General features: G+C 55.2%; 19 protein-coding genes. 6 read left to right on the top strand and 13 right to left on the bottom strand.

The window, feature by feature from the left end; translation table 11 throughout:
• Positions 1-7 precede the first annotated feature (7 nt).
• Positions 8-742, bottom strand: coding sequence for a flagellar brake protein YcgR (gene ycgR / locus OGV83_RS13995; protein ID WP_047463290.1), 735 nt, complete (start codon positions 740-742; stop codon positions 8-10).
• Positions 743-945: 203 nt separating this feature from the next.
• On the opposite strand from ycgR, the gene OGV83_RS14000 reads away from it, so the two are divergent.
• On the top strand, positions 946-1200 hold the full coding sequence (locus tag OGV83_RS14000; protein WP_012132092.1) for a GlsB/YeaQ/YmgE family stress response membrane protein: 255 nt from the start codon (positions 946-948) through the stop codon (positions 1198-1200).
• 276 nt (positions 1201-1476) lie between these two features.
• Complete coding sequence (locus tag OGV83_RS14005; protein WP_230032075.1) at positions 1477-3591, top strand: TonB-dependent siderophore receptor; 2115 nt, start codon at positions 1477-1479, stop codon at positions 3589-3591.
• 55 nt (positions 3592-3646) lie between these two features.
• Here OGV83_RS14005 and OGV83_RS14010 read toward each other — a convergent pair whose 3' ends face one another.
• The 12 genes from OGV83_RS14010 to OGV83_RS14065 all read right to left on the bottom strand — a co-directional run bounded on the left by OGV83_RS14010 (position 3647) and on the right by OGV83_RS14065 (position 16964).
• Positions 3647-5617 carry a TonB-dependent receptor plug domain-containing protein gene (locus tag OGV83_RS14010; protein WP_286463827.1) on the bottom strand — a complete coding sequence of 657 codons (1971 nt, stop codon included), beginning with the start codon at positions 5615-5617 and terminating at the stop codon, positions 3647-3649.
• Positions 5618-5640: 23 nt separating this feature from the next.
• A complete protein-coding gene (modD, locus tag OGV83_RS14015; protein WP_286463828.1) occupies positions 5641-6498 on the bottom strand; it encodes a ModD protein in 858 nt (285 codons plus the stop codon).
• The gene (locus tag OGV83_RS14020; RefSeq protein ID WP_012132097.1) at positions 6495-7307 is read right to left on the bottom strand and encodes a class I SAM-dependent methyltransferase; all 813 of its coding nucleotides are present in this window, start codon (positions 7305-7307) and stop codon (positions 6495-6497) included. The genes modD and OGV83_RS14020 overlap by 4 nt, the downstream gene beginning before the upstream one ends.
• Positions 7308-7316: 9 nt before the next feature.
• Positions 7317-8075: an ABC transporter ATP-binding protein gene (locus OGV83_RS14025; protein WP_012132098.1), complete on the bottom strand. Its 759-nt coding sequence runs from the start codon at positions 8073-8075 to the stop codon at positions 7317-7319.
• Positions 8072-9031 (bottom strand): FecCD family ABC transporter permease, encoded by a 960-nt coding sequence (locus OGV83_RS14030; protein ID WP_464225109.1) that lies wholly within the window; start codon positions 9029-9031, stop codon positions 8072-8074. The genes OGV83_RS14025 and OGV83_RS14030 overlap by 4 nt, the downstream gene beginning before the upstream one ends.
• Before the next feature lie 26 nt (positions 9032-9057).
• Positions 9058-10080: an ABC transporter substrate-binding protein gene (locus OGV83_RS14035; RefSeq protein ID WP_200073683.1), complete on the bottom strand. Its 1023-nt coding sequence runs from the start codon at positions 10078-10080 to the stop codon at positions 9058-9060.
• 203 nt (positions 10081-10283) lie between these two features.
• A complete protein-coding gene (locus OGV83_RS14040; protein WP_110494158.1) occupies positions 10284-11996 on the bottom strand; it encodes an alpha,alpha-trehalase in 1713 nt (570 codons plus the stop codon).
• 199 nt (positions 11997-12195) lie between these two features.
• A complete protein-coding gene (gene dhaM, locus OGV83_RS14045; RefSeq protein ID WP_114847809.1) occupies positions 12196-13629 on the bottom strand; it encodes a dihydroxyacetone kinase phosphoryl donor subunit DhaM in 1434 nt (477 codons plus the stop codon).
• A gap of 10 nt (positions 13630-13639) precedes the next feature.
• Positions 13640-14272: a dihydroxyacetone kinase subunit DhaL gene (dhaL, locus tag OGV83_RS14050; RefSeq protein WP_012132103.1), complete on the bottom strand. Its 633-nt coding sequence runs from the start codon at positions 14270-14272 to the stop codon at positions 13640-13642.
• 11 nt (positions 14273-14283) lie between these two features.
• On the bottom strand, positions 14284-15354 hold the full coding sequence (dhaK, locus tag OGV83_RS14055) for a dihydroxyacetone kinase subunit DhaK (protein WP_047463312.1): 1071 nt from the start codon (positions 15352-15354) through the stop codon (positions 14284-14286).
• 242 nt (positions 15355-15596) lie between these two features.
• A complete protein-coding gene (locus OGV83_RS14060; protein ID WP_012132105.1) occupies positions 15597-16229 on the bottom strand; it encodes a winged helix-turn-helix transcriptional regulator in 633 nt (210 codons plus the stop codon).
• 72 nt (positions 16230-16301) lie between these two features.
• Complete coding sequence (locus OGV83_RS14065) at positions 16302-16964, bottom strand: winged helix-turn-helix transcriptional regulator (protein ID WP_024130277.1); 663 nt, start codon at positions 16962-16964, stop codon at positions 16302-16304.
• A 377-nt stretch (positions 16965-17341) separates the two neighbouring features.
• On the opposite strand from OGV83_RS14065, the gene OGV83_RS14070 reads away from it, so the two are divergent.
• Genes OGV83_RS14070 through OGV83_RS14085 form a run of 4 tightly spaced genes read left to right on the top strand, consistent with a single transcriptional unit; the run spans position 17342 to position 22075 of the window.
• A complete protein-coding gene (locus OGV83_RS14070) occupies positions 17342-17872 on the top strand; it encodes a fimbrial protein (RefSeq protein ID WP_181898493.1) in 531 nt (176 codons plus the stop codon).
• Between the two features lie 51 nt (positions 17873-17923).
• A complete protein-coding gene (locus tag OGV83_RS14075) occupies positions 17924-18601 on the top strand; it encodes a fimbrial biogenesis chaperone (RefSeq protein WP_058669258.1) in 678 nt (225 codons plus the stop codon).
• Positions 18602-18626: 25 nt separating this feature from the next.
• The gene (locus OGV83_RS14080; protein WP_286463836.1) at positions 18627-21113 is read left to right on the top strand and encodes a fimbria/pilus outer membrane usher protein; all 2487 of its coding nucleotides are present in this window, start codon (positions 18627-18629) and stop codon (positions 21111-21113) included.
• A gap of 29 nt (positions 21114-21142) precedes the next feature.
• Positions 21143-22075, top strand: coding sequence for a fimbrial protein (locus OGV83_RS14085; RefSeq protein WP_104868574.1), 933 nt, complete (start codon positions 21143-21145; stop codon positions 22073-22075).
• Positions 22076-22084 lie beyond the last annotated feature (9 nt).

The following is a 22084-nucleotide window of genomic DNA, read 5'->3' on the forward strand; positions in this document are numbered from 1 at the left end:
ACGGGGGTTATTCACGCACTTTATTGGATTTTTCCCGCGCTTCCCGTTCAAGAGAGAAAATAATCCGCTGTAATTCCCGCTCCACCGCCGGACTGACGTTGAGAAAACGAAAGCTCAGGCGGGGAGTGGTAATCGTCTCATTTTTCCCGTCAATCACTCTGCGTTCGCTGATGGAAATAAGCTGGGCGTCAAAGTGGAAAACGCCCCATTGCCCCATGTTCAGCTCAATTTGCGAAAAGCGCATGCCTTCGGTTAATCCGGCGGGTTTTGTCGCTTCCAGCAATGCGCCCATGCCGCCCAGCGAGAGATCGAACAAGCGAAAACGTAGCGTGTTGTCGTCCGGCATTTTCGCCTGGCAGTAGTAGGGGGGATGCAAAGGCGCGGAAATACGGAAATACTCCCGGCGCTGAACGAACCACAGCTCGGGCGGCAGCGCGGTAATAAATGCCGGAAGCTGCTGGTATTCGCCGCGGGTGAGCTGATCCAGCGTGAACTCCACTTTCGCGCCCTGCGTTTCTGCGGTAATGGTTATCTGTCTGGCGCGCTGAACGGCGATGTTTTCATAGTCCTGGCTGCCGAAATCCATCACCAGTTTTTCCGCGTTAACGTCCAGAATCTTACTGATGAACTGCCCCCCGGCCCAGGAGATGCGTAGCGGCACCTGGCTCTTGTTTAAATCTTTGAGTACGCCTAATACCGCCAACGGGTTTTGCTTCAGGAACTGCTCACTGTAGTGACTCACGCGTAATGACTCCTGGATGCCTGACAGATTATCGTTTGGTTATCGGCATGGCATGACGGAACTTAAGACAAATGGGTGAAATTTTTATCAACGCCAGCGCATAACGTTGCAGGATGAAAAGCACGACCGGTTGATTTGCCTATACTTAAGGGACTGGCGCAAGAACGTCTTGCGCATGCTTTCACTGGAAAGAGGGCCTGAATATGGGAATTATTGCCTGGATTATTTTTGGTCTGATTGCAGGTGTTATCGCTAAGCTGATTATGCCGGGTCGCGATGGCGGTGGTTTTATACTGACCTGTATTCTCGGTATCGTTGGTGCGGTTGTCGGCGGCTGGCTGGCAACCATGTTTGGTATCGGCGGCAGCATCAGTGGGTTCAATCTTCACAGTTTCCTGGTGGCCGTCGTCGGGGCGATTGTTGTGCTCGGCGTTTTTCGCCTTCTGCGGCGCAATTAAATGAACAGAGCGGATGTGGGGATGAGTGCGTAAATCGGCGACATGCTACCCAGGCGTGTTTTCCGTTCACTTGATGCCCATTATCGCTCTGGCGCATTATCAGTCGTGAACGTGTCAGGGGAGGCGTCTTCCCGGCACGTTTACGGGAATTCAACAGACGTCAGAACAATCTGTATTCCTGAGCAACGCCTGGCCGGATTAACGGCGAAAGCTGGCTTGATTTGTGAATAAAAATGAGAATAATTGTCATTCCATTTCACATATAATAATTTGCTCATGAAAACAACTCATCGTTTCACATTACGCGCGCTCTCTGGATGTATCACCTTAGCCCTGACTGTCCCGTCTTATGCTGAAGAGGCAAAAGAGTCGACCATTGTGGTCACCGCCGCCGGGCAGGAGAGCCTTCTTCCGGCCTGGACCAACAGCGCCACCAAATCCCCCGTGCCGGAAAGCAAAACGCCGCAGGTGATCAACACCATCGACAGGCAGGAGATTGAGCAACGCCACGCCAACTCGGTGAATGAAATTCTGCGCTACGCGCCGGGCGTGTCAACGGAAGTTCGCGGTAATACCTCCTATATGAGCGAATATAAGATTCGCGGTTTTACGGTGGATCAGGAGTATTACAACGGCCTGCAACTGCCGTACAACGTGACCGGGAATACCAAAGCGCGTATTGATCCGCTGCTGATTGAAAGCGTGGATATTCTGAAAGGCCCGGCCTCGGTGCTGTACGGCAATGGATCGCCGGGTGGACTGGTAAACATCCAGAGTAAAAAACCGCAGGCGGAACAGAAAACGGAAGTGGGCTTCAACACCGGCACCCGTAATCTGAAAGAGGGTTATCTGGATTCAACCGGGCAAATCAGCGACAGCGACTGGAACTACCGTTTACTCGGCAAAGCGACGGAAGGGGATGATCAACCGCATACCTCCCGCTATGAAAACTATCTGGTTGCCCCGTCCGTTACCTGGCAACCGGACAACAAAACGCGTCTGACAATTGATGCGCTGGCGCAGAATACACCGTCGCTGTCGCCTTCCAACCCGCTGCCCATTTCTTATCTGCGTTCAGAGTATGCGGGGCGTCGTGATTTTGCCGGAGATGAGTGGAGCGGCTTTAAGCAGCGTCAATGGATGCTGGGTTACAGCTTTGAACACCAGTTTGACAGCGGCTGGGGCTTCAATCAGAAAGCGCGCTACTTTGATGTGGATACCCACCAGCGCAGCGTCTACTCCACCGGAAATACGGGGAATCCGGTCTGGGAGTTGAACCGGTTTGCCTACACGACCGATGAAGACCTGAAAAGTTTTAACATCGACAACCAGGTTACGAAAACGGTAGTGTCAGGCGACTGGCAGCACCATCTGCTGGCAGGCTTCGATTACCAGAAGCTCGACAGCCATTACTTCTACCGCTATGCCAGCAGCACGCCGGGGATCGACATGCGCCACCCGAACTATCGTCAGATTCATACCGACGATTTAGGGCTGAGTACTGCGCAGAATAACCGTCTCTCTTATCAGCAGAATGGTTATTATCTTCAGGATCAGATTGCGTTTGGCGGCCTGAACCTGCTGGCGAGCGTGCGTTACGATGACTATCGTTCCGCCACGACCGACTATCTGCAAAACGGCGATAAAACCTGGATTTCACAGGATCGCGTCACCAAACGTTTCGGTGCGTTATATGCGTTTGAAAATGGGATCTCTCCATTTATCAGCTATTCCGAAGGCTTTAAGCCGATCTCGCCGCAAGGGACTCTGACCTCGAAAGAGGTGAAGCCGACCACCAGCAAGCAGGTTGAGGGCGGGGTGAAATACCTGCTGGCGGAATACGCGACCACCTTTACCGCATCGGTGTTTAATATCCGTCAGAAAAATGTGCTTTCCGCCACACCGACCTGGGATTACCGTCAGACCGGCGAGATTGAGTCAAAAGGGGCCGAGCTGTCGATTGTCAGCCGTCCGGCGGATAACGTCACGCTGATCGCCAACTATGCCTATACCCATGCGATCAACACGGAAGATGAAACGTATGAAGGTAAACGTCCGACCCAGGTGCCGGAAAACGCGTTTAACCTGTGGGGCGATTACACCTTTGATAATACGCCGCTGCGCGGGCTGAACGTTGGCGCGGGCGTCCGTTATACCGGGCCGATGGAGATCTCGCCAGCTAACGACAAAGGCAAACTCGGCGGCACGACGCAGTATGATATGGCCGTCTCTTACCGTCTGGGAGAGGCGATCCCATCGTTGAGCGGGGTGACGCTGAAGGCCAGCGCGCAGAATATTACCAACAAAGAGACGTTTAGCTGTTACGACGACAACAACTGCTGGATTGGTCGCGACCGCACCGTTCAGGTTGGCGCCAGCTACAGCTTCTGATAGCAACCCGGCCTGCAATTGCGCAGGCCGGGTTCGTTTTCATTCGGCGGAACAATCAGAACTTATATTCCACCCCGGCCCAGAAATTACGGCCTTCCTCGATAAACCCTTCGCTGTAGGCATACTTCGTATCGAACAGGTTGTTCACGGACGCGTTGACGCTAAAACCGTAGCCCACCGCATAATCCGCGCGGATATGGGTAATGGCAAATCCGCCCGCTTTCTGTGAACCGTCTGAATTGCTGTAGCTGGAGGAACGCGCCTCTTCTGACAGCGTAATACTCAGCGGTTCCCACGGCTTGAGCGTCATCCATGCGGTGAGCGTCTGCGTTGGCAAATCGGTGATTTCACCGATTTCATCACGCTTGACGTCCGCGTGGATCAGCCCATAGCTCAGCCCGACATCCAGCATTTCAGACACATTGCCTTTGATTCCGGCATCCAGACCGGTGTAATCCACCCGGCCGCTATTGCGGTTCTGGATCGTATCGGCATCAATATTGTGCGACAGGATTGCGTCGGTCACGCGGTTATAGTACACGCTGACCTCGAATCCCCAGTCGCGGGTCAGCGAACCGTTCCAGGTCAGATCCACGCTGCGGGCGCGTTCGGGTTTTAACTGCGGGTTGACGATAGCCACCTGGTTATACGCCGGTTTCGACGTGGTATACCGCTCTTTGAGCGTCGGGAAGCGCGTCCGGTCAGAGTAAGAGAGCGCCAGCGTGTCCTCGTTTGCGAAGTGGTATTTGGTCATGATCTGCCAGTTAAACGCCGACTGGTTGTTGTCGTCGTAGTGGGTTACGCTGCCGTCTTTTTCGTGCTTCATCCCTTCCAGACTGTCACGCCAGTCATAGCTAATACCGGCCACGACATCCACATTATCGGCGGCGGCCCACTGGTATTCGCTGGCTAACGACCAGGTGCGATCTTCATAGCGATCGTATGCCGCATGCGGCGCGCCTTTTTCACGGTGGACGTCATCTTTCCAGTTAACGGCGAACGAGAGCAGATCGTTTTCATGCATTTCGGCGGCGAGTTGTAACCCTGCGCCATCGCTGTAATCGGAATAGTGGCTGTAGCTGCCTTTCTTGTTTTTCAGGTCGGCAAGGGAGTTGTACATCATCAGCGTGTTTTCAAAGGTGTCGCGATAAATCCGGCTTTTCAGCGTGAAGCGATCGCCCAGATGCGTGGTGCCCTGATAGTAATAACTCTCTTTATCGTATTGCGGCCACTGCCAGTAGCGCGACTTCTGGCTGCTGGTGCCTGCGTATGGCGGGTTGTCCTTTTCACCGTCCTGGTTGATATAGGTCAGGGTGTACTCGTCATTTTCGCGCGGCGTGAAGCCCAGCTTAACAATGCCCCGTTTATCATCTGCCGACGAGTTGATCATTTTCCCGTTGCTGCCTGCAATGGCGTTGTCCACCCCGTGCGGCAGACCCAGGAAATCCTGCTTCAACTGGCTACCGCTGACTTGCAGATAACCCAGCTCATTACTGGCGCCAAACGAGGCGTGCATATCGTGGGCGTTATCTTTGCTCCGGCTCCATCCCTGGCGATAACCGATGCTCCCTTCGAGAGGTTTTGTCGGTTTTTTGGTGGTGATGTTGATTGCGCCGCCCATCTGGTTAGGGCCTTGCAACAGCGATGAGTAGCCTTTGGACACCTCAACGGAGGCAATGTCCGAGGTGAGGAAGCGCCCTAAGTCGAGGTTGCCGTCGTAAGGGATGTAAACCGGCACGCCGTCGAAAAAGATCGGAACCTGGCGGCTGTCAAAACCGCGAACTTTGACCTGCTGTTCGTTGCGGTTGCCTGATTTTTGCAACGCCACGCCGGGGATGACGCTTAATGCCTGCGCCACATTCTGCTTATCCAGATCCTGCATGGTTTGTTGACCAAGCACCGTGGTGGTCGCCGCAGAGGCGGGGCTCGACCAGACGGTCATGGTATCGCTTTCTTGCCCAGCAAACGCATTATGCGCAAAAGCTACCGATAATGCCGTGTAAAGACAACTCTGAGTGAATTTCATTGTTTTTATTCCATTTATCAATGTTATATGTCACTTTCGTCCGGGTTCAGGATGACGTTGATATCCATCGGTGGTGCGTAGTACGGTGCGGATGTAATAAAGAGCCTGATACCACAGTCGAGATAACTCGCCAGAGTGGCGAGGTTGATGCCGCCAGTCAGCGCCAGCGTGCAATGGGGGGCCAGTGAAGGCGCCGCCCGGGCCACCTCCGCCGCCTGATGTGGGGTAAATTTGTCGAGTTGCAAAACGTCGGGGCCTGCGCGGAGCGCTTCAAGGGCTTCCTCTGGGGTGTCTGCTTCGACGACGATCTTTTTTTCCGGGGCATGACGGCGCAACTGCGAAATGGCCCCGGCCCAGTCGTTACCGGGGGCGAGAAAGCGGCGGTGATTTGCAAACAGCAGCACGGTTTCCGCGCACCCGGCGCGGTGAATGATTCCGCCTGCGGCGAGCACCGCCTGTGCGGCTAACAGCCGGGTGCCGGGAATGGCTTTACGCGTGCAGGCTATTTGCCCTTCGGGGTAACGGCTATGCAGGATGTGAAGCATGCTGTCGAGATAGTGTGAAACGCCACAGCTCCACTCCAGTACGTTTTGTACGGCCTTCCAGCCCTGGTGCAGCGCCGCCGCATTCCCGCTGACGCTGATCAATCGTTGACCGGCTGCGGCGCGCTCACCGTCGTTCATCTGCTCCAGGACGGTCAGCCCCAGCGACTGCAACATTTGTCTGGCTACGGCAATGCCGCTCACGCAGCCGCCCTGGCGATGGCGGAAGGTCATGCGGCCTGGCAGATTGCCGATGCCCAGAGCGCGCGTGGTCAGGTCGCCTCCCTGAATATCCTCCAGCAGCAATGCGTCTGTTTGTGCGTGTGAGAAGTAGATCATTTCAGCGCCTTTTGTGGAATGCTGTCCCACCAGATCAGCGCCCAGTCCCGGCTGGCCGGGGCAAGGGCGCTGGCATCCTGCTGTTGATACCAGCGGTACAGACGCTCACGCTCTTCATCGCTGATGTCGCCCATGCTCCAGCGAACGTTTTCAGCAAAGCGTTCCCAGGTGCTGTTGTCCTGCTGGCAGTTCTGTCCACGGATAAAATCGACATGGGCGCAGATCCCCATCTGGTACAGGACATTGAGGGCATAAATATAGTTAGGCAGCTCGATAACCTCGCGACCCAACGCGCGCTGGATAGTGGGGGAAACAAAAGAGGAACTGACCAGGTGCGTGGTATAGACGCGCAGCCGCGCCTGGTTGTTGAGTTTTGTCATCGCCTGGCGCATATCCGCAACGAGCGTTGAGCGGGAGGCCACGGCGATATCGCAGCGCGGAAGATCGCTCCAGTCCTCTTCCCAGGCGCGTTGCACCCAGTGAACATGGGTTGCCCGTTGCTCTGTCGCACGACGGGCGGCAACGCGCAGCATTCCGGGGCTGTAATCCACGCCGCAGATATGCGGTATTTTGCCCGCTAACGCCAGCGAGACGGTGCCAGGGCCGCAGCCCATATCAAACAGCGAGTTCACGCCCTGCAAATCCATTTTCTCCATCAGCTGTTGCAGGTAGGTGTCCGTCGGCGACGCGCAGTTTTCTGCCATTTTCTCTGCCCGTTTATCCCAATGGTCGGGCGTTTTTTCCGTTCGTTTCGCCTGCAACAGCTGCTGGCGGTAGAGGTCTGCAAAATCAATGTCATCAATGAGCATGGCTGTCCCTTATTGCTGATCGCCAAAAAGATGGCGGTGGATTTGTGTGGGCGAGACCCGATAAAGCGCGGCCAGATTGTCGGCAGCGAGCTGGCGCTCTGGCGCGCCTTGCGATACCTGGCCGTCGGACTCCACGCGTACGACGCTGTCGGCTATCGCCCTGGCATGGAGCGGATGATGGGTTGACATCAGTAGCGCCATCCCCGTTTTTTTCAGTGTCACCAGCGTGTCGAGCAGGCGGATCTGGTGACCAAAGTCGAGGCTGGAGGCGGGTTCATCCAGCAGTAGCAGGCGAGGGCGTTGCGCCAGAGCGCGGGCGATCAGCACCAGTTGACGCTCTCCGCCGCTCAGGGTGTTCCAGCGTCGGTGCGCCAGATGGACGATTTCAAGCGCGGCGAGCTGCTGGTGGGCAATCTCTCGCTCCCTGGCGCCGGGAACGGCGAATGCCGCCATTTTCGGCGTCAGCCCCATCATCACCATATCCAGAGCGGTGAAGGCGAACGCGCCGTCGTGCGCCTGTGGCACCCAGGCAATGGCGCTGGCGCGCTCCCGGTCTGAAAAACGCTGCACCGCCACGCCATCAAGCAGGATGTCGCCGCTGATCAAGGGGAGAACGCCAAGAATGGTGCGCATCAGCGTGGTCTTGCCGCTGCCGTTTGCGCCGAGTAAACAGCAAATTTCTCCCGCCGGTACGGTAAAAGAGACGTCGCGCAAAACCGGGCGTCGGGCGTATCCCAGGTTGGCGTGGTGAACCGTCAGTCGTGTCATTGGCGTCCTCCGCGCAGCAGAAGCAGCAAAAAGAAAGGGGCGCCGATAAATGCGGTGAGGATACCCAGTGGAATCTCCGTACTGCTGATTGCGCGCGCGAGTGTGTCGGTCAGCAGCAGTAAAATGGCGCCGGCGCCCATTGAGACAGGAAGCAACTGCTGGTGGTTATTGCCGGTGAGCAACCTGCCGATATGCGGCACGACTAAGCCTATCCAGCCGATAATCCCGGCAATCGCCACCGTGCTGGCGGTGATGAGCGTCGCGCAGACAATCAGCGCGAGCCGAAGGCGGGTAACGTTGATGCCCAGGGAACGGGCTTCATCATCTGAAAGCGTCAGTAAATTCATACGCCAGCGCAGTAGCAGCAAAGGGATGGCGCCGAACAGAATCAGCGGCGCCGAGAAACAAAGATCATGCAGCGTGATGGTAGAGAGTCCGCCGAGTAACCAGAAGGTGATGGAAGGCAACTGGGTATAGGGATCGGCCAGCGTTTTTATCAGGGAAATTCCCGCGCCGCACAGCGTGCCGAGCGCGATACCTACCAGCACAAGGGTTAATACGGGGTCGTGACGTGTCACCCGACGGGTAATCAGCCAGACGCCAGCAACCACCAGCAGACCGCCGCCGAACGCGTAGAGCTGGATAAACAAAATCGGCAGGCCCTGCAAAATCGCCGTACATGCGCCTAAACCCGCTCCGGCGGCAACGCCGAGAATATCCGGGGAGACCAGCGGATTGCGAAACATCCCCTGATACGTCGTGCCCGCGCCCGCCAGCGCAGCGCCCAGCAGCAGCGCGGCGAGAATGCGGGGGAGGCGGATCTGCCAGAACACGATTTGATCCTGTGTCGGCACCGTGTCATGGCTGAAGATCATCGCCAGCACCTGCCGGGCATCGAGGTGATAAGCGCCCGATACAGTGGCAAAGGCAATACAGAGAAGGGCAATCCCCAGCATCAGGACAGAAAGGGTGGTCGTTCTCATCAGATGATCGCCCACTGTTGATACTGTTCGTCAGTCAGCGACGTATGCCAGAACAGGCGCGCATAACGCACCATATCGTCTTTAAAATGTTGATTAACGTTCGGGTCCAGCCAGGCATGCAACCGGCGCAGCCCGAGTAAACGGTTAATGCCCGGCGGCGCATCCAGCCAGCCAAACGGCAGGCCGCTCAGGAAAAGAATGCGCTTGTCCGCAACCGCCTTAACGCCTTGCCAGACGGGGTCGTGACGCAGGTAGTGCGCCGTGGCGGCATCCTGTACCAGAATGATGTCGGGCTGCCAGGTGAGTAAGTTTTCCATAGAGACCTGGGCCAGTCCGCTTCGTCCGGGGATTCGCGCTACGTTGTGTAATCCCAGCAACTCTGCCGCTTCTGTATGCAGCGATCCCTGTAATCCCGTCTCCAGACCTCGGGCGCCTCGCGCCGCATAAAAACGAATACCGGCAGCAGGCGTGCGGGAAAACGCGAGCGCTTGCGCAATGAAGCGCTGAGCCAGCGCCGCCTGAGCGGCAGTACGCGCCTCCATTCCCAGCGCTTGTCCTGCGGCTTGCAGTTGTTCCGGCGTTTGCCGCAGTTCACCGTTAATCAGCAGCCACGGAATCCGGGTCTGAGCGCTGACCTGGCGCGCCTGCGAAAGCCAGGTTTCATCGGCGTTGCCGCAATCCACTACCAGATCGGGATGCAGGGCCAGCAGCCCTTCCAGAGACAACGTGCTGGCGCGCCCCGCCAGCCTGCCCAGTTTGGGCAACGCCCGAATGGACTCGGGGAAGGGAATCGCCGCCTGGCGCGAGAAATCAAAAGAGGAGAAACCCACCAGCTTTTCCGGCGCGACGGCCAGCAGTAACACATCGGCGGGCGCACCGGCGCTCACCACGCGGCGAATAATATTGCCTTCCGGCGGGCGGCCAATAGCAAACGTCAGCGGTGTCTGCGCAATGCCAGGGAGGTGGCGAAACAGTAGCGCAGAGGCCATTGCCTGAGCGAATCTCCGTCTTGTGAGCGGCATTGTTTTCATCCTGAAATGGTTAAAAAATCGCTATATGTTTACATATATAACGTTAAAAAACTTGTTCAGTATCAAATTCTCACCGATGAAAAGGGGGTCTAACCCTTAAGAGCTATGAGGGGCAGAGATGAACGCGCGGCATTGCCAGGAAGAAAAATCCGCGACGGCGCGCGGATTTTTGTCAGCATGATGGTCGGGTCACATTACGGCGTGGTTTCAACCTGTTTTTGCGGCGCAGGCTGGGAAGCGCCTGGCGCTGCGGGGCGAGTGGCCGGTACGCTGTCGCACGGTTTCTCTTTTGGACAGATCAGGTCGAGCATTTTTAACGTCACGCCGTTGGTCCAGCCGAAACCATCCTGAAGAGGATATTCTCCACCGCCGCCGCCGGTTCCCGTACTGCTGACGTCATATTTCTCAACCAGCTTTTGTTCGCGGTCGTAGGTATGCTGAACGTTAGTGAGGAAGCGCCAGGTGACATCCATCGCGATGTTGTCCTGCCCGTAATTCTGCAACCCTTCGGTCGCCACCCACTGTAACGGCGCCCAGCCATTGGGGGCGTCCCATTGCTGCCCGCTTTTCACCGAGGTGGTGGACAGTCCGCCAGGCTGCAACAGGTGCGCCTGGGTCGCGGCAGCCACTTTGCTGGCGCGATCTTTCGCCGCCGCGTTGACATACAGCGGGAACAGCGTGGCCGCCGTCAGTTGGTTACGCACCTTTTTGCTCTTCAGATCGTAGTCGGCATACCAGCCTTCCTGATTGTTCCACAGGTGCGTTTCAATGCCTTTCTGACGGGCGCTGGCGAGCGCTTCATACTGGTTCGCGTTGGCGTCATCGCCTGCCGCTTTGCTGGCGCGCGCCAGCATTTTCTCCAGTTTATACAGCAGGGCGTTGAGATCGACAGGGACGATGCTGGTGGTGCGAATGGTGCTCAGCTGATTCGGATCGTCCATCCAGCGCGAGCTGAAATCCCAGCCCGATGCGGCGGCAGATCGCAGGTCGCGATAAATCTCGGTTGCCGGGCGGTTCGGGTTGCTCTTCGCGGTGGTGATATCTTCCATCCACGACTCCGGTCGCGGCGTGTCCCGGTCATCCCAGTAGCGGTTCAGGACGGTGCCGTCATCCAGTTTCACCACGCGCTTATTCTGCTCGCCGGGCTGGAGATTCTCCACGCCCTCCATCCAGTAGGCATACTCTTTTTGCAACTGCGGCAGGTATTTTTTCAGGGCGTCGTCACCCTCATGCTGCGCCAGCAATTCCACCATAAATGCGAAGAAAGGCGGCTGCGAGCGGCTCAGATAGTAGGTACGGTTGCCGTTGGGGATATGCCCCCAGGAGTCCAGTTCATAGCCGAAATTCGCCACCATATCGGCGACCTTATCCCAGTGATCGCTTTCGGCAAGTCCCAGCATGGTAAAATAGCTATCCCAATAATAGACTTCCCGGAAACGTCCGCCAGGCACCACATACGGTTCCGGCAGCGGCAATAACGAATCCCATTTTCCGGCGCTCTCCGTTGTGCGGGTCAACACGGGCCACAGGCCGTCAATATGTTCACGCAGCGACTGTCCTTCCGGCGGAACGTATTTTTCCCCTTCTTTGGGCAGCGTAAAGTTCACATCAACAAAGTGACGCAAATCGAAGCCTGACTGGTTTCGTTGCATCCGGTAATCCGCGAGGATCATCAGCGGATCGCTGTTAGGCACGGCATCGGCGAACGTTTTCTGATCGGGGAACAGTTTGGCGCTCTGCACGTCATTAAACAGCGGCCCCAGCAGAATATCCGGGGGCTGCGGGGGACTGACTGGCTGTTCCTCAGCGTGCGCCGAGAGCGACGCGAATGTCAGCAGGGTGCCTGCAACGGTCAGTTTTATGGCGAAAGAGAGCGTGCCGGAATGGCGAAGCGCAGGTGTTATCATCAATATTCTCCTTAACGGCGTGCCGCAGTCAGCGGCATGAACCATGACAAAACCTTAGTCCAGGATTGTCATGTGCGCGTGATCGAACCGCTATTTTGGGAACTGGTAAACATTTCCCGTTATCGCCGGTTGAAGCGTGGGGATGAGCGCGGTGATGCGACAGCGCGCCCTCAGAAGAGGACGCGCGATGGGAGAGCGGTCAGTCAGAAAAGAGAATGCGCTGTGCCGCGAGATCCAGCGTAATCGACTCGCCGGTGCTCAGGGCATATACCGCTTCCCCTTGCTGACAAAGCCAGCCGATCCCCATTTCACGGGCGATGATTGCCGAATGTGATTCATTGCTGCCTGCGCTCAGGCAGATCCCTTTAACCGTCTGTGGGTCGAACTGCAACACGGTGGACGGGAAGATATTTTCCGCCGCCACGATAGTCGGGCGCGTGAATACCGGCAAGCGCGCGTTTATTCCGCTCAGGTGCCTCAGCGTCCGATGGAGAATATCGTCGATATCGATATAGCGGGCCTGCAAATAGGCGTCGTCGAGCTGTCGGTACTGATCGCGGAGATCGTCCAGCACGCTGCGCCACGCCGTTTCCGCCCGACACGGTTTATCACGCATCACTTCACATGCCATCTCGTACAGCTCGGGGTCATCCAGCAGCGTGTGATGCCCGGAAAAAATCGCCGCCAGGTCGGCGGAGTATTTCTCTTCCGCCAGCGTGGTCAGCGCGTTGAGATCGTCCAGCGTCTGACGAATCGCCGTTTGCAGGCGCTGCTGCTCTTCCGGCAAATTGACGGTCGTCGGATTTGCGACGTCCGGTGCAGCGGGGGAATAGCAGAACACCACGCCGGAGACCTGCGCGGGGAGCTGACGCGCCGTGCTGCTGGCAGGCGTCTCCTCCACGGACTCGCCAAAGTTTTCCGCCGCCAGCTGTTTGAACGCCGCCAGCGCCTCGTCGGCCTGTTCTCCTTTGGCGATCAGGCGCAGAGTATCGTTGCAGCGCACCTGTAATAACGCTATCTGATTCAGGCTGTCCGGCGTCACGCATTTGCCATTTTTCTCCAGCAGCATGTCGGCCCGAAACCCCGACAACGTGGAGACCAGCCGCGATGCCGGACGAACATGCAGCCCGTTTGGATTTTTCACCACAACAGAAATGGAGTGGGCGTCGTTATCCTGAAATGCTGGTTTTGTGGCGACGCCCCCGGCTTGCGCGGGTGACGGTAAACCCAGTTGTTCACGCTTGGCATCCAGCGCGCTCATGGCGTCATTGATGACTTTATCAATACCGGCGCCCATTGCCGCGCTGACCGTCGCCGCCAGCGTGCCTTCTACCAGCGGCGCCGCGCATAAGCGGACTTTCGCCGCAATCGCCGGGTCGAGCAAATCCAGGGCGGTTTCGGCGCTCAATAATGCGCTGCCCATATCCATCATGACCAGGATATGGTCCGCATCAGCCACGGATTCGATGGCTTCCATCACCTTGAGCGGATCGGTGCCAATCGGATTTTGTGGGTCGTCGATACCGGCTGCAATCGCGAGTTTACAACCATCGCCGATTAACATCTGCCGGGCTAACTGCCCGACGCCTTCACCCAACAGGGCGCTGTGCGAAACAATGACCAGGTTTACCATCGCGTTATCCTTACTCTTTTGCCGCTGCCGCCAGCATTTGCATCATGAACATCACGGAGGTTGCGCCCGGGTCCTGATGGCCGATGCTGCGCTCGCCAAGATAGCTGGCGCGCCCTTTGCGGGCCTGCATGGTGATGGTGCTCTGCGCCGCCGCTTCGGCCTGGGCGCTGGCGGCATCCAGCGCCGCCTGTACCGACAAGTGCTGTTCGCATGACTGGCGCAGCGACTCCACAACCGGCCCCCAGACGTCACACATGGTTTTATCGCCAGGCTCTGCTTTACCTCGGCTGGTCACGCCTTCTGCGCCTTCCCGCATCATCTGGTACAGCTCGTCGAGCGTCAGGCTCTGGTGCGCCTGTGTCACCTGGGCGGCGCGAATGAAGAACGTGCCGAACAGCGGGCCACTGGCGCCGCCGACGCTGGAGAGCAGCACCATCCCTGTGTTCTTCAGGATGAAGCCGATGTCTTTATCCGCAATCGCGGGTAATTTTTCGACGACTTTACTGAAGCCGCGATGCATATTCAGCCCGTGGTCGGCGTCGCCAATCTCTCTGTCCAGACCCGTCAGATAATCACTCTCTTTGGTGAAAATCTCACCGCAGCGATAGAGCCAGTTAACAATGTGTGTTCTGTTGAGTGACATACATAATCTCCTTATTTGCCCCAGTTGAGCGCAGGCGTGTGAACCGGCGCATCCCAGAGCGCGAGCGTTTCATCATCCACTTTTAACAGGGTGATGGAAAAGCCGGTCATATCCAGAGAGGTGCAGTAAGAGCCGATCAGGTTGCGTTCAATGGTAATGCCGGTTTCCTGACAGCGGCTTTCAAGCCGGTTATAGACGCCGAACAGTTCAGACAGCGGCGTGGCGCCGAGATTGTTGACCAGCGCAATGACGCGATCGCCACGCTGCAACGGCTGTTTGCTCTGCTTATCTTCCTGCCAGCTTCCCTGATGATGATCCCAGTGACGCAGCGTGCGGCTGTATGCGCCGTTTTCCAGTAGCGTGTCAAACATTTCATCGACAGTTTGATCGAGAGAAGAGAAGGGGCGACGGTCAATGCCGGGTTCGCCGTGAATTCCCACGCCAAACTCCATTTCGTTATCCTGCAATGTGAAGGACGGTTTGCCCGCCGCAGGCACGGTACAGGCATTGAGCGCGATGCCGATTGAATGCCCCTGATTATTCAGCTTACGGCCAAGCTCCGCGCAGGCTTCCAGCGTGTCACCGCGTTCTGCGGCCGCGCCCACCAGTTTTTCAATTAATACCGTATTGGCGACGCCGCGACGACCGGCGGTATAAAGGCTGTCTTTGACCGCCACATCATCATCCACCACGACGGTGGTGACTTTTACGCCGCTGTCGTGCAGCAGCTCCGTGGCGGTTTCAAAATTCAGGATGTCGCCGGTGTAATTTTTAATGATCAGTAAGACGCCTTCGCCGCCGTCAATGTGCATGGCGCACTCAAACATTTTGTCTGGCGTCGGTGAGGTAAATATTTCGCCCGGGCAGGCGCCGGAGAGCATGCCTGGCCCAATATAGCCGCAGTGCATGGGTTCATGCCCGCTGCCGCCGCCGGAAAGCAGCGCCACTTTTCCTGCCACTGGCGCATCTGACCGGGTAACGTAGACCGGGTCCTGATGCAGCGTCAGCGTCGGGTACGCTTTTGCCAGACCAGCGAGTTGTTCGTTCAGTACCTCTTCTACACGGTTAATCAGCTTTTTCATTATTTTGCTCCGCATCTTCTGCTGTAGGGGTATCGGTTGTGTACCATGACACGGCTACCACTCACTGCCGATAACCTTATTGTGCAACAGTGAGCGGAAAAGAAAATTCGGCCATAACATGTTTCATCAACGGAACATTTATGCTTAATCATGTTTCATTATGGAACGTAAAAGCGAGGTAATCGTCAGAATTGCGATCCCGACCAACGAAGGCCGCCGCTTTAAGCGTAAAAAACGGGGGGTTAGAAACGAGAAGGGAGGTGATTAATTGCGATTAATTTGCCCTGTTCCAGTTCGATATAGCCGCCTTTTTTCAGCGCTGACAGCATCTTCATCACGCTGCTGCGCGAAAGGCGGGTACGTTCAAGAATATACTGGTAAGCCGCCATCTGAGAGCGGATGCTTTCCGGCTCCTGGCTTAGCGCCTGCAACTGGTAGCACAGCAGATCGTAAGCGGTCGGCGCTGTTGCCATTTCATTCTGGATAAACAATTTATTGGTGACGATGATCATATGCTTTGCCATGATCTCCCACAGGTGCTTGCGCTCAATGGTTTCCATCACATCATCCAGGGGAATTGTCGCCGCTTCGCACTCTTCGAGCGCGCGAATCAGCAGTTTATCCGACAGGGCGCTGGTGAACCCTAGGGAGACTGGGGCAGAAGCTATCCCCAGCAACAGACTATTTTCGATGTTCTCAATGCTTACGACGCCCGTGCGGAAAAACAGGCACTGGTGCTCGCCCCCCTGGACGAAGACAAAGCGACTTCCGCGAGGATACCGTTTGAAATCCTGTTCTGACGTGAGTGCGTTGAGCAGCGCAATTGCGTAGGGCGAAGGCTGCTTCAGTTGATTAAAGGAAGAATCCAGGGGCATGGTAGGTGTTATCCGGTCACTGTCGTTGTCATTCTATTTTAGTGGCTCTGCGTTAATGCGTGTTGAACATAGCTAGTATTTCAGGGGAATATTCTGCTGAATTTGCTTCAGAACACCGCGATCGGTCACGATGTAGCCGCCTTTTTTTAAATCGGCCAGTATCTTCATCACGCTGCTGCGCGACAGAAATGTTCTTGACTGAATATAATTTGCGGCAGTTATATTTTGTCTGAATTCATTAGACTCACGCATTAATTCATACAACTGAGCGCGAATAATATCATAGGATGTCGGCGCTGAAATGCGCGTACAGTGGTCGTACACCCGACCGGCGGTGTAGATAAGCACCTTCGCCAGGCTTTCCCAAAGATTCTCATTTGCTATAACGTCGTTAACTTTCTCCAGCGGAATAAAGGCGATCTCAGAGCACTCCTCACTGCGCATCAGCAAATATTCAGCATCAACCAGTTGATTGCTTAGGCCAAAAATAAAGGGGGCGACTTCTGAGTTAAGCATGAAGCCGTCCCGTGCTCTGAAAACCCCGATGGTTCCCTTCAGCAATAAATAACATTGATGTGGTCTATTATTTTCGTTGTTAATAATTTGTCTGCATTTTGTTTCTCGTGTGTTTGCGTGTGGCTTCAGGTGCGCAATCAGTTTTTCTACATGTTCAATTGGCTTCAGAGGCAGAGCCTTATACATACTTGATTCAATAGCTATTTTGGTTTCAGGCATGATCTGTCCTCCCATATAATAGTCTCTGTAATAGCGTAACGTCTTGCTTGAGCTAATAATTATGGTGACAGACTAAAAATAAGTGAATCCAGAACAAGGTGTAAAATTACACCAAAAAATCACTTGAGCAAATATGTGCATTTATATGAAAATTTAAATTAAGGAGAACTTAATTGACATCGCGCCTTGATTCAGGATTCAAACCGCTGACGTGATGCGGCCCGGAATGATGAAGGGGAAATCGCATGTTATTTATCTCCTTGTCTTTACGATGATAGCCCAAAATAAGCGTTTCCCGGCAGCCCATTTCCAGAGCAGAAAATGTATGGACATTATGTCGTAACGCGATAAATAAACAGGTGTTAAGGATAGCGATGATGAAAAAAAATATGATAGCAATGGCGCTTTCCGCTGCGGCCATTTTGTCAATATCAAATGCGATAGCGTATGACGGCACGGTCAAATTTGTGGGTCAGGTTCTTGATACCGCCTGTACCGTAGATATTGGCGCCAATAATACGATGACCGTTGATATGGGTAGTGTCTATAAGACAGCGTTTACCAACGCAGGGGATGAAGCGTCAACGACCAAATTTACCTTGCGTCTGATTAACTGCCCCTCTTCCGTCACGTCCGCGCGGGTGAAATTTGATGGCGTTAATCATTCGGGTAATACCGATCTGTTAGCGCTGTCCGCCGATCCCGGTTCGGCAAGCGGGGTGGCCATTCGACTGATGACGGCAGACAGAGCGCCTTTAGGCCTTAATCAGATCAATGGCTATTCCTATTCACTGTTAGATATGGTTGACAACCAACTGGATTTCTACGCCGCCTATGTCGCTACCAGCGTGCCTGTTGTGCCGGGCGTCGTGAACGCCGTAGCGAACTTCACCGTTAACTATAACTGACGAGCATATGTTGTTTGGGGGGCCGATAACCGGCCCTCTCAGAGGTTTTCCATGAGAGTATTACGTGTTTGCGCCACCGCGTTGGCGCTGTTTGTTACCGGCGTTTCCAGTGTGAATGCTGGCGTTTCCATTGGCGGAACACGGGTTATTTACGATGGCGGTAAAAAAGAAGCGTCATTAAGCGTCAGTAATCCCGATAATATTCCGTATTTAATTCAGTCGTGGATCGAAACGCAAAATGACGGTAAGGGCAAAGCTCCTTTTATTATTACACCGCCGCTTTACCGGCTTGATAACGGGCAGCAAAACGTAATGCGTATTATTCGGGCAGGAAATCTGCCTGAGGATAAAGAGTCCCTGTTTTGGCTGAATATTAAATCGATACCGTCGGCCCAACGTAAAGATAATACGTTACAGATTGCGGTTAAAACACGAATAAAACTGATTTATCGGCCTGCGTTGCTGAGCAAGTCAACGCCTGAAGCGCAGCTCGGAAAGTTAAGCTGGAGCCGGAGCGGGGCGTTTATTCAGGTAAATAACCCCACGCCTTATTACGTTAATTTCAATGAAATTACCGTATCCGGTAAGAAAGTTGACAATGTAACGTTTGTGGCGCCGGGGAGTACCGCCCGTTTTGCACTGCCTTCGGGCGGAAATGGCGGAAGCGTGAAATTCAGGATTATTAATGATTACGGTGGAATCAGCGAGGAGTACAGCGGTTCTGTTTAAGTAGCGACGGGTCGGAATTACGTTAATGATGATAGCCAAATATATAATTAATCCGTATCCGGCCAGGCTTGTATTGTTTATCTCCCTGGGAATATTCAGCGTGCTGAATGAGGTTCTGGGTCGGGATTACTTTAATCCGGCGCTACTGGAGCATATATCATCCGGTAGCGAGAATATCGATCTTTCTGGTTTTGAAATGGGGGGGCAGGCACAGGGCACTTACCATGTCGATATTATCCTCAACGGGCAGTTTCTGGACACGCAGGATATCGCATTCAATAAAACACCAACGCCTTCTGGTGAGGATGCGCTTGAGCCCTGCCTGTCGGGGGAAATGTTGCAACGCTATGGCGTTAACATCGCGCAGTATCCGGGTGTGCAGGGCAAAGGGGATTGCGCCGATTTGTCCGCTATTCCACAGGCTTCAAGTGAGTTCCAGTTTTCGACGCAAAAGCTGTTGTTAAGTATTCCGCAGGCGGCGTTATCTGCCAGGGCGCGGGGGGATGTCGCGCCGGAACTCTGGGATGAGGGCATTACCGCCGCGATGCTTAACTACAGTCTGAGCGGTGATAACAGTAATAGTCAGTACGCTAATTTGCGCCCCGGAATAAATATCGGCCCGTGGCGTTTGCGCAATTACACCACCTGGCGGCGCGGCGGCCAGGGCGATGAGGACTGGGATTCGATTTATACCTATGTCCAGCGCAATATCGTCCCGCTGAAAGCGCAACTGGTGCTGGGAGACAGCGCCTCTCCTGCGGATGTTTTTGACAGTATACCGTTTCGTGGCGGCCAGCTTGCGTCAGATGACGACATGCTGCCCGATTCGCTGAAGGGGTATGCGCCCGTGGTGCGCGGTATTGCCCGCACCAATGCGCAGATCGTCATCCGGCAAAATGGCTACCAAATCTACCAAAGTTACGTGGCCCCTGGCGCGTTTGACATTACCGACATGTTCCCCACGGGAGGCGCCGGCGATCTGGAGGTCACGGTTAAAGAGGCGGATGGCAGTGAGCAGCACTTCACCGTCCCGTTCGCATCATTACCGGTGTTACAGCGTGAAGGCCGGTTCAAATATGCGTTAACCGGCGGGCGCTATCGCTCCAGCGACAGTCGTGTGGAACAAACCGATTTCGGCCAGGGAACCGCGATTTATGGTTTGCCGGGCGGTTTCACGCTTTATGGCGGCGTCCAGACTTCCCGTAACTATCGGGCGATAGCGTCCGGCGTCGGTAAAAATCTGGGAACGATTGGCGCGCTTTCTGCCGACGTAATCCAGTCATGGGCGCAACCCGCTGATGGCAGCACGACTCAGGGGCAATCCTGGCGTGTGCGCTATAGCAAAAATAGCGTCGCGACAGGAACAAACTTTTCGATTGCGGGTTACCGATATTCAACGCGCGGTTACTACGGTATGCAGGACACTTTCGATACGTATGGCGGTAGTTCCGGGCAGATAACGAAACGACGTAACCGTATGGAAGCCAACGTCAACCAGTCCCTGGGCGCAGGCGGCGGATCGTTGGCGTTAAGCGCGGTACAGGAAGACTACTGGCATACCGGAAAACCGATGCAGTCGTGGAGCGTGGGGTATCACAATGCCTGGAACGGCGTGAGCTATAGCGTCGCCTGGACGCTGAGTAAAAACGGCAGCGGCGATCGTTATGATAAAGACCAACAGCTGGCGCTGAATATCAGCATTCCGCTGGATCGCTTTATGAGCAATACCTGGGCCAGTTATGGCATGAATGCCAGCAGCGGGAAGGGCGCGACTCATAGCACAGGGCTGAGTGGAACGGCGCTGGCTGGAAACGCGCTGAACTGGAATATTCAGCAAGGTTACGGCACGGATGACGTGGGATATACCGGTAGTCTGAGCGCGGATTATAAGGGTACTTACGCCGATGTTAGCGGGGGGTATCGTTACGATCGCCACTCGCAGCGCGTGAATTACGCTCTCGCGGGGGGCGTGCTGGCATATGCCGATGGCGTAACGTTCTCTCAGCCTTTGGGGGAAACCAACGTGCTGATTGGCGCGCCTGGCGCATCGGGGGTCGGGATTAAAAACCAGAGCGGCGTACGAACTGATTTTCGTGGCTACACCGTTTCCGCCAATGTTTCACCGTATCGCAAAAATGATATCGGCCTGGATACGGCATCCGTTGCGGACGATGTTGAACTGGCGCTCACCAACAAAACCGTTGTGCCAACCCGTGGCGCGGTCGTGAGGGCGGACTATGTCGCTAATGTTGGGCTGCGCGTGCTGTTGACGTTGACCAGGCCCCACGGTTCGACGGTGCCATTTGGGGCGATGGTGACGTTAAAAGGCGCGCAAGAACAACAATTTATTGTCGGTGACGAGGGGCAGGTCTATTTAAGCGGCATGCCGCCGGAAGGGACGCTGAATGTGGTCTGGGGACGTGACGGCGAGCAGCGCTGCACGGCAAATTATTCATTAACCGCAGCCGAGAACTACAGCGGCGTTAGCGTGACCGGCTCTCTTTGCCGCTAAGTGGGCTGACCTCGCGTGAGAATCTGACAATGAAACGAACTTATCTCTTATTCAGTTTACTGATGCTTTTTTCAGGGCTCAGCGTTGCCGATGACTGTACCGTGAATACGACATTATTTAATACCGTCTCAATGGGGAATATTGTCGTGCAGCGAGATGCGCCGGTAGGGGCAGAAATCGCCCGCGCCAGGGTCTCCGGGTATGCCAAATTGTTGGTCACGGCGCCTGGCGGTGCCGTCTATTGCAACGGTGCTTATGCGATCAATTACCTGTCAGCGACGCCTTCGCCGATAAATCATGTTTACAACACCAATCTGAAGGGGGTGGGAATCAGGCTATCCATTCCCGCAGGGGATTTTGTGCTGCCGTCAAATGGCGCCAGCTATATCTATAACCTCGGTAACTATGACGTGATGCTGATTAAAACAGCAACGATCCAATCGGGATATTTGACGCCGGGAGTGGTTGCACAGGGATGGTTTGGTACGCCGGATCATTCTTTTATGCAGATTTCAATGGGCGCCGATACCCAGGTGACGGCGCTCGCATGTTCGTTTTCCAGCCAGATTCTTAATTTTCAGCTCGGTGATATTAATGCCGCCGAGTTCACCGGCCAGCCCGGAGCCGTGCTGTCGCACAGCGATACGCAAAATCTGGGGCTGAACTGCGATCCGGGGGCGAATATCAATGTTGAACTGGCGGGAACGCAAAACCCTGACGCGCCGGCTGACGCCAGCGTTCTGGCGCTGACCGGGCAGGGTAGCCCCGAAACGGCAGGCGGCGTGGGAGTCCAGATAGTTTATAACGATGTGCCGCTGCAACTGAATAACCGCATCGTATTGAAAAAATCCGCAGGCGGGCAGGAGACATTTCCGCTGGTGGCGCGTTATTACCAGACGAAAAGCCAGGTGAAGCCGGGCAGCGCGAATGCCACCGCCACGTTGAATATTACCTACCAATAACCCAAGGAA

The sequence above is a fragment of the Citrobacter sp. CK189 genome (assembly GCF_030333505.1).
Lineage (GTDB): Bacteria > Pseudomonadota > Gammaproteobacteria > Enterobacterales > Enterobacteriaceae > Citrobacter_B > Citrobacter_B koseri.